The sequence below is a fragment of the Stenotrophomonas sp. P5_B8 genome (assembly GCF_054049855.1).
Map to the genome: position 1 here is coordinate 1 of NZ_JBFULO010000528.1, position 2266 is coordinate 2266.

The 2266-nt window shown below is 65.7% G+C and carries 3 protein-coding genes; 2 read left to right on the forward strand and 1 reads right to left on the reverse strand.

Annotated elements, in window-relative coordinates; all coding sequences use genetic code 11:
• On the reverse strand, positions 1-560 hold a 560-nt coding region (locus ACXJKH_RS18950), incomplete at its 3' end, for a TonB-dependent receptor plug domain-containing protein (protein ID WP_457321697.1).
• Between the two features lie 547 nt (positions 561-1107).
• On the opposite strand from ACXJKH_RS18950, the gene upp reads away from it, so the two are divergent.
• The gene (gene upp / locus ACXJKH_RS18955; RefSeq protein WP_256774052.1) at positions 1108-1743 is read left to right on the forward strand and encodes a uracil phosphoribosyltransferase; all 636 of its coding nucleotides are present in this window, start codon (positions 1108-1110) and stop codon (positions 1741-1743) included.
• A gap of 150 nt (positions 1744-1893) precedes the next feature.
• A complete protein-coding gene (locus tag ACXJKH_RS18960; RefSeq protein WP_256774053.1) occupies positions 1894-2178 on the forward strand; it encodes a PsiF family protein in 285 nt (94 codons plus the stop codon).
• Positions 2179-2266: the final 88 nt, after the last annotated feature.

Here is a 2266-nt window from a genome sequence, read left to right on the forward strand (position 1 = left end):
GCTTCGATCTTGCCGCGCAGGTTGCGGCCTTCGCGGTCGAAGGCCGACGCCGACTCAACCAGGATCGCACCGCCGATGGCATCGCCGGGCATGTCCGGGGTGGGTGATTTGACCACGCGCAGGCGTTCGGTCGAATCGGAGGGAATCACGTCCAGCGGCGCGGCGCGGCTGGAATCCTCCGGGGTGCCGATGGCGATGCCATCGACGCTGACGCTGTTGAGGTTGGCATCCAGCCCGCGGATGACCACGAAACGGCCTTCGCCCTGGTCGCGGGTGACGCTGACGCCGGGCAGGCGCTGCAGCGATTCGGCCACGTTCTTGTCCGGGTAGACGCCCATGGCATCGGACGATACGGCGTCTTCGATGGCATCGCTGCTGCGCTTGAGGTCGACCGCGCGGGTCTGCGATTCCAGCTGCGGGCGCACCTCGACCCGGTCCAGGTCGACCGCCCCGGCGCCGGCGGCGCTGGCTTCGACGGCCTCGACGGCAAACACCGACGGACTGGCCATCACCAGCAACGACAGGCTGATCGCCTGGCCCAACGCACGCTTCTTCTGCACGACTATCCCCAACGGTGTAAAGACTGGGTCAGCACGGTATGTCCGCGACGTTGCATGGGCATGACACCGGGACAGGGGAACGGGGAATTGGGAATTGGGAATTGGGAATTGGGAATTGGGAATTGGGGACGGGGAATTGGGGAATTGGGGAATTGGGGAATTGGGAAATCGGGAATTGGGAAATCGGAAATCGGGAATTGGGAATTGGGAAATCGGGAATCGGGAATCGGGAATTCGGGAATTCGGGAATTCGGGGAATTCGGGGAATTCGGGGACTCGGGGAATCGGGGAATCGGGGACTCGGGAGGCAGCGTAGAGCCGAGCCATGCTCGGCTGCTCTTGGCGCTGCACTGCCTGCCGAGCGTCGGCGTCGGCTTCGTCACTGTCTGGCCTGCCGAGCATGGCTCGGCACTACCGGAGATCGTGGCTTCGGCTTTGGCTTTGGCTTTGGCTTTGGCTTTGGCTTTGGCTTTGGCTTCGGCTTCGGGCTTTGGCTTCGGAGGGCCTTGCGGCAAACTACCCGTCTCCCCTCTTCGTTGCTCCTCCCATGAAAATCGTCGAAGTGCGCCATCCGCTGGTGCAGCACAAGATCGGCCTGATGCGCGATGCGTCCCTGAGCACCAAGGACTTCCGCGAGCTGGCCAATGAACTCGGCGGCCTGCTGGCCTACGAGGCCACCGCCGACCTGGATACCGAACCGCACACCCTCGCCGGCTGGGCCGGTCCGGTGACGGTGCAGCGCATCGCCGGCGCCAAAATCACCGTGGTGCCGATCCTGCGTGCCGGGCTGGGCATGCTCAGCGGCGTGTTGTCGCTGATTCCGGCCGCCCGGGTCAGCGTGGTGGGCCTGCAGCGTGATGAAGAAACCCTGCAGCCGGTGCCCTACTTCGAGCGCCTGACCGGCCGCCTGGAAGAGCGCGACGCGCTGATCCTGGACCCGATGCTGGCCACGGGCGGCACTCTGATCGCCACCATCGACATGCTCAAGCGCGCCGGCGCGCGCCGCATCAAGGGCATCTTCCTGGTTGCCGCCCCCGAAGGCATCGCCGCCGTCCAGGCCGTGCATCCGGATGTGGAGATCTACACGGCCGCCATCGATGCCCGCCTCAACGAAAAGGGTTACATCCTGCCGGGCCTGGGCGATGCCGGCGACCGCATCTTCGGTACCCGCGTCGTCGGCTGATCACCGCGACTGTCCCGGTGGCCGCATGCGGCCGCCGGCGACCTGGGGGCGCGCTGACGCGCCAATCCAACCCCGCCGGTAATTTCACGCCCTCTGCTCATGCCGGGGCAGAAGCTGCGCGCACCATCAACCCGTGCGTGGAGCGTTGTCATGAAAACCGTGTCCCTGCTGGCCTGCCTGCTGTTGATCGCCAGCCCCGTACTGGCCAGCGCCGCCACGCCACAGCAACAGCGCATGGCCGACTGCTCAGCCAAGAACAAGGGCAAGACCGGCGAGGACTACAAGTCCGCGCAAAAGGCCTGCCTGAGCGGCCCGGCACCGGCGGCGACCACGCCGCAGGAGCGCATGAAGCACTGCAACGCCGACGCCGCCACCCAAAAGCTGGCCGGCGATGCGCGCAAGACCTTCATGAGTAGTTGCCTGAAGGCGCATTGATCGCCGGGCGAAGTGCGTCCAATGATCCGATGGTGCCGCCCAACAATCGACACCCCATGACCCGGTAGTGCCGGCCGTTGGCCGGCTC